Source organism: Vibrio sp. YT-19(2023), from assembly GCF_033337395.1.
Genome location: NZ_JAWOQN010000034.1, coordinates 42,588 through 48,899, shown reverse-complemented (window position 1 = coordinate 48,899; position 6,312 = coordinate 42,588). Strand labels below are relative to the sequence as shown.

At 45.0% G+C, this 6,312-nt stretch carries 8 protein-coding genes; all 8 read right to left on the bottom strand.

What is annotated here, in order from left to right:
- Positions 1-231 precede the first annotated feature (231 nt).
- On the bottom strand, positions 232-2,331 hold the full coding sequence (fusA, locus tag R7E78_RS20045) for an elongation factor G (RefSeq protein ID WP_262640715.1): 2,100 nt from the start codon (positions 2,329-2,331) through the stop codon (positions 232-234).
- Between the two features lie 75 nt (positions 2,332-2,406).
- A complete protein-coding gene (gene rpsG / locus R7E78_RS20040) occupies positions 2,407-2,877 on the bottom strand; it encodes a 30S ribosomal protein S7 (RefSeq protein WP_005382796.1) in 471 nt (156 codons plus the stop codon).
- Positions 2,878-2,978: 101 nt separating this feature from the next.
- The gene (gene rpsL, locus R7E78_RS20035; protein WP_004399892.1) at positions 2,979-3,353 is read right to left on the bottom strand and encodes a 30S ribosomal protein S12; all 375 of its coding nucleotides are present in this window, start codon (positions 3,351-3,353) and stop codon (positions 2,979-2,981) included.
- 177 nt (positions 3,354-3,530) lie between these two features.
- Complete coding sequence (gene tusB, locus R7E78_RS20030; protein WP_005382799.1) at positions 3,531-3,806, bottom strand: sulfurtransferase complex subunit TusB; 276 nt, start codon at positions 3,804-3,806, stop codon at positions 3,531-3,533.
- Between the two features lie 7 nt (positions 3,807-3,813).
- Positions 3,814-4,170 carry a sulfurtransferase complex subunit TusC gene (tusC, locus tag R7E78_RS20025; protein ID WP_206958490.1) on the bottom strand — a complete coding sequence of 119 codons (357 nt, stop codon included), beginning with the start codon at positions 4,168-4,170 and terminating at the stop codon, positions 3,814-3,816.
- Positions 4,167-4,562: a sulfurtransferase complex subunit TusD gene (tusD, locus tag R7E78_RS20020; protein WP_017821752.1), complete on the bottom strand. Its 396-nt coding sequence runs from the start codon at positions 4,560-4,562 to the stop codon at positions 4,167-4,169. The genes tusC and tusD overlap by 4 nt, the downstream gene beginning before the upstream one ends.
- Positions 4,559-5,281 (bottom strand): transcriptional regulator, encoded by a 723-nt coding sequence (locus R7E78_RS20015; protein ID WP_005382804.1) that lies wholly within the window; start codon positions 5,279-5,281, stop codon positions 4,559-4,561. Before R7E78_RS20015 ends, tusD begins: the two co-directional genes overlap by 4 nt.
- Positions 5,282-5,424: 143 nt before the next feature.
- Entirely contained in the window at positions 5,425-6,207 is a 783-nt protein-coding gene (gene fkpA / locus R7E78_RS20010; RefSeq protein WP_017821751.1) for an FKBP-type peptidyl-prolyl cis-trans isomerase, read from the bottom strand.
- Between the last annotated feature and the right edge of the window lie 105 nt (positions 6,208-6,312).

Below are 6,312 nucleotides of genomic sequence, written 5' to 3'. Positions count from 1 at the left end.
TGTTTTACCGTGGTCAACGTGGCCGATAGTACCAACGTTAACGTGCGGTTTCGTACGTTCAAATTTTTCTTTAGACACGATCGTGTTCCTTCCTAGTTATGATTCGTCGTGATCATTATTGATCGACGACGCGCCAGAAATTGTTATTTTATGCGCCAACGCCCGTTAGCGCAATATTTGGACGCCCTGATCTCGCAAAAAGTCGTAAACTTTTTGCAGTTCAATCGTCAATTAGTAACCACGCTCTGCAATAATTTTATCTGCGAAGTTTTTCGGCACTTCAGCGTACTCGTGAAACTCCATAGAGTAAGACGCACGGCCTTGAGTTGCAGAACGTAGATCAGTTGCGTAACCGAACATTTCGGATAGTGGTACTTGAGCACGGATGATCTTAAGACCAGCCACACCTTCGTCCATGCCTTCAATGATACCGCGACGACGGTTTAGGTCACCAACAACGTCACCCATCCAGTCTTCCGGAGTGGTTACTTCGACATTCATCATAGGTTCTAGAATCACAGGTTGTGCTTCTAGTGCACCTTTCTTGAATGCCATCGAGCCAGCGATCTTAAACGCCATCTCGCTTGAGTCTACATCGTGGTAAGAACCATCAAATAGTGTAGCTTTAATATCTAGTACAGGGTAACCCGCTAGAACACCACTATTCATTTGCTCTTCGATACCTTTCGATACCGAGCTGATGTATTCCTTAGGAATCACACCGCCCACGATTTCGTCTACGAATACGAAACCTTCACCAGGCTCAGAAGGCTCAAGTTTGACCCAAACATGACCGTATTGACCACGACCACCTGATTGACGAACAAACTTACCTTCAACTTCCGCTTTACCACGAATGGTTTCACGGTAAGCAACCTGAGGTTTACCAACGTTACAATCAACGCTGAATTCACGCTTCATACGATCAACGATAATGTCTAGGTGAAGTTCACCCATACCTGAGATCAGAGTCTGACCTGATTCGTCGTCCGTTTCCACGCGGAATGATGGATCTTCCGCTGCTAGTTTACCTAGCGCGATAGCCATTTTCTCTTGGTCTGCCTTAGAACGAGGCTCTACAGCAATCTGAATAACTGGTTCAGGGAACTCCATGCGTTCTAGAATCACTTTGTGGTTCTGATCACACAGTGTGTCACCTGTTGTTACGTCTTTCAGACCGATAGCAGCTGCAATATCACCAGCGCGAACTTCTTTCACTTCTTCACGCTTATTCGCATGCATCTGAACGATACGACCGAAACGCTCTTTCTTCTCTTTTACTGAGTTGTAAACAGCGTCACCCGAGTTTACAACACCGGAGTAAACACGCATGAAAGTTAACGTGCCCACGAATGGGTCAGTCGCAATCTTAAACGCTAGCGCAGAGAAAGGTTCGTTGTCGTCAGCATGACGCTCAACTTCATTTTCTCTTTCGTCGACACCTTTAATTGCAGGTACGTCAACTGGCGATGGCAAGAACTCAACTACTGCATCCAGTACCGCTTGAACACCTTTGTTCTTAAACGCACTACCACAAGTAGCCAGTACGATTTCGTTATTTAGTGTGCGAGTACGTAAAGCTTGTTTGAGCTCAGCTTCAGTCAATTCACCTTCTTCAAGGTACTTGTCCATCAGCTCTTCGCTAGCTTCAGCAGCGGATTCAACCATGTGGTTGCGCCACTCTTCAGCAAGTTCAATCATGTAAGCTGGGATGTCTTCGTAAGTAAACGAAGTGCCTTGATCGGCATCATTCCAGTTGATCATTTTCATCTTGATAAGGTCGATGACACCTCTGAACTCATCTTCCGCACCAACGTTCAGCTGGATTGGAACAGGAGTCGCACCAAGACGATTCTTAATTTGGTTCACAACGCGTAGGAAGTCTGCGCCCGCACGGTCCATCTTGTTTACAAATACCAAACGTGGAACGTGGTATTTGTCTGCTTGACGCCATACAGTTTCAGACTGAGGTTCAACACCAGATGAGCCACAGAACACAACCACAGCACCATCAAGTACACGAAGAGAACGCTCTACTTCGATAGTAAAGTCAACGTGTCCAGGGGTATCAATGATGTTTACGCGATGCTCAGGGAACTGTGCTTCCATACCACGCCAGAATGTAGTAGTCGCAGCGGATGTGATAGTGATACCACGCTCCTGCTCCTGCTCCATCCAGTCCATGGTTGCTGCACCATCGTGAACTTCGCCGATTTTGTGAGAAAGGCCAGTGTAGAACAGAATACGCTCAGTTGTGGTTGTTTTTCCTGCATCTACGTGAGCACAGATACCGATATTACGGTATAGCTCAATAGGAGTTTTACGAGCCACGATTGTATCCTCTTACTAAGGTGTACCTTAGAGTATAGAAAAGTGCTGCGAGAGAACCTCGCAGCACAGAAGGTATTACCAACGGTAATGAGCGAACGCTTTGTTTGCGTCAGCCATGCGGTGAACGTCTTCACGTTTCTTAACCGCAGTACCTTTGTTCTCAGACGCGTCTAGCATTTCAGCAGCTAGGCGTTGAGCCATAGATTTTTCACCACGCTTGCGCGCAGCTTCAACCAACCAACGCATAGCAAGTGCGTTACGGCGAACCGGACGTACTTCTACAGGTACTTGGTAAGTTGAACCACCAACACGGCGAGATTTAACCTCTACCGCTGGGCGAACGTTTTCAAGAGCTTCTTCAAAAATAGCTAAGTGGTCTTTACCAGACTTTTCAGCCATAGCATCTAGTGCAGTGTAAACGATTTTCTCTGCAGTAGATTTTTTACCGTCAACCATTAGGATGTTAACGAATTTTGCCAGCAATTCAGATTTGAATTTTGGATCTGGAAGGATCTTACGCTGACCAATGACGCGACGACGTGGCATGGATTTATCTCCGTTGTCTTCTTCAGGTTTTATCCAAAACTTTTCAGTTTTTTCAAAAAATTAAAAATAATTTAGTGTTTGGCCTTACTTAACGGAATCCATTAAGACTTAGGACGCTTCACACCGTACTTAGAACGACCTTGTTTACGGTCATTTACGCCAGCACAGTCTAGTGCGCCGCGAACAGTGTGGTAACGCACACCTGGAAGGTCTTTAACACGACCACCACGGATTAGAACAACTGAGTGCTCTTGAAGGTTGTGACCTTCACCGCCGATGTACGATGTAACTTCGAAGCCGTTTGTCAGACGTACACGACAAACTTTACGAAGTGCTGAGTTAGGTTTTTTAGGTGTAGTAGTGTAAACACGAGTACATACACCACGTTTTTGTGGGCACGCTTCTAGTGCAGGCACGTTGCTTTTAACAACTTGCTTTGCACGTGGCTTACGTACCAACTGGTTAATAGTTGCCATTAACTAGCTCCTGATTTACTTGAAAGTAAGCTTTGTGAAAAATCTATCCCCAACTGCCAATGCAGTTAGGGACGCAAAATTCTATGCAGCAGTGAGAGGTGTGTCAAGAAATATACGGATCTTTTTTGTTCAATTAGAACAATTCATCCGTAAAGCTTTGTCGACAGCAAATCTTGTTCAATCCCAAGTTAGGGATTTATCCTGTTTTGCTGTTAGTTCAACGAAGCCTGAGTAATTCACAATCGTCAGCGATGGACTGATACGATTTGCAATACCGCGAGCTTGCGCATCGCTCTCTAATACAAATACGCTGCGGTTTTTTAGATGGGAAAATGCTTTATGTTGCGAGTTAGCAGCGTACACTGCATCTTCTATAAGTAAGATGTCATCCTGTTCACTGCATAAAGGCATGGCGTCTTCTAGAGCAGAGACTGTTTTTATGATGTGTAACATAACTTCCTCAAAAAGACAGTAGCTTGCCAGCGTGTTGTACCTTATCTTTGAGCTGTTCTGAGCTTAACGCTTGGGCTTCAATGACTAAATCCGCTTGCGCCAAACCTCGCTGGGTTAACGACTCTGAACACACAAAGACTTGTTCGATGTCGTATAAATCGAAAAGCTTTAACATCGGCGCGTAATCTTTACTCAAAATATTGTTGGGGTCTTGTCCGAGTAGAAGCTGGTATACCCCGTCACCCATGAAAATGACGCTGATATCTTCACAGTAAGCCGACGCGGCTAACAGTGCATCCACACCTTCACGACCAGCTGCACTGCCATGTGGCGCACTACGAAATAGATAAGTTAACTGACTCAAAACTGTACCACTCTGTCTTGGGTTAACATCGCTTCAGCTAGGCTACCTAAGCCTGCTTGTTCAAAACCATCGGCTAGATTGTTCTGAACCAAACCATGTTGATTCGCTTCTTCTTCACTTACAATCCCGCGACGCAAAGCGGCCGCGACACAAGTTTCTAGGCGAACACCATGCTCTTTAGCCAAAGACTGCCACGCCTTATTGAGATCAAATTCATCGTTAGCTGGCACACTCAAAGCAGTACCATTAGTCACACCATCTTGATAAAAGAAGACGCTCACTAGCTGATGGCCTTGCTCTATCACCGCTTTGGCGAACTGATAAGCACTGCGCGCTGACTGGCTGCCATAAACGGGACCATTCACCACTAACGTGTAAGTCAGTTTGCTCACCTTTCATCATCCTCGGTTTTACGTTGACGAATGTACAAGTAAACGGTGTGTTTTGAAATATTAAGGCGATCCGCAACACGGTTGATGGCATCTTTTATATCGAAGATACCTTTGTCGTACAACTCCATCACGATCTGGCGATTTTTGGTGTTGTTAGACACGGATTTATCCGCATTGATCTCTTCGATGGTGCGTTCAACAGTTTGGTCCACCAGCTCTTCTACGTCACTAGCAAAGTTGACCGAGGAAGCCGCTTCTTTCGCTTCTTGCGTCGGCATGAAAGACTGAAGAACTTGCGAGAAAGGCGCATCCAAGTTGACGTTGATACACAACAAACCAATCACGCGATTTTCGCCATTACGAATGGCGACAGTAATCGACTTCATCAACACGCCACCTTTTGCACGGGTAAAGTACGAACGTGAGAAGTTGCGCTCCGAGCCTTCGATGTCTTTTAGCATCTTAAGCGCTAAATCAGTGATTGGTGAGCCGACTTGGCGCCCCGTATTTTCACCGTTAGCGATTTTAATTGCAGAGGTATTTAAGTCTTCTAGAGAGTGAAGAACGATTTCACAAAATGGACCTATCAGGCTGGCGATACCATCAACCACCGCCTCATAAGATCTTAAAATGATTTTGTCGTGCTCGGTAAACGGCATCACGTTAACGGATTCCATTTCGAGCAACATCTCCGCGTTTATTGTTTCTGTAGTTGTCATAAGCCTTCGAGCGAAAAATCAACAAATTGGTGTAAGTTTATCAGAAAATTTGAAAAGCAACCTAGCAAACTCACCAACTAGTGACCTAGAACAAAAAAGGCCCGTTAAACGGACCTTTTTCAATAACTTATCGCAGCTTATTGTTATTGCTCTGCGTTGTCGTTCTCAACTTTTAGCAGCTCAACTTCAAATACTAGCGTTGAGTTAGCAGGAATGCTTGGTGTGTCTTGGTCACCGTATGCTAGCTCTGGCGGGATAACGAATTTGAATTTAGAACCCACAGGCATTAGCTGAACACCCTCTGTCCAACCTGGGATTACACGGTTAAGTGGGAACGTTGCAGGTTCACCACGATCGTATGAGCTGTCGAACTGAGTACCGTCGATCAGAGTACCTTTGTAGTGTACTTGAACCGTATCAGTGTCTTTTGGCTTCTCACCTTCAGCTGGTGTCATTACTTGGTATAGAAGACCTGTATCTGTCTTCACTACGCCTTCTTGCTTCTCAAACTCAGCACGGAAATCATCGCCAGCTTTTTTCGCTTCAGCTGCTTTCTCAGCCGCTTGTGCTTGCATCTTTTCTGCAACACGCTTGTCTAGAGATTCTAGTGCTGCACGTGTTTCTTCTTCATTCAATTCAGCATTGCCTTTGAAGACGTCTTCGATACCTTTTAGTACCAAATCTTTGTTAAGATTAATGCCGATTTCGCTTGGCTTGTCGATGCTTGTGCTTAGGTAGTTAGCAAATGAAACACCGATTGCGTATGCCGCTTTGTCGTCGTCGGTTTTAAAGTGAACCGCTTTACCGGTTTCTGCTTGAACTTGTTCTGCTTGAGGTGCGGTTTCTGTTTTAGTTTCTTCTTTCTGACAACCTACCGCTAGCATAACTGTTGCAGCAAGTAGCGACACTTTTAAAACTGATTTCATTAAATTCTCCCAATAATGGCTCTGCCATTGGTTGTTGTGCACAAATCTTCTATGAGACTAGTGAAGACAATCGTTATACCAATATACTAGCTATATGTCTTAAGA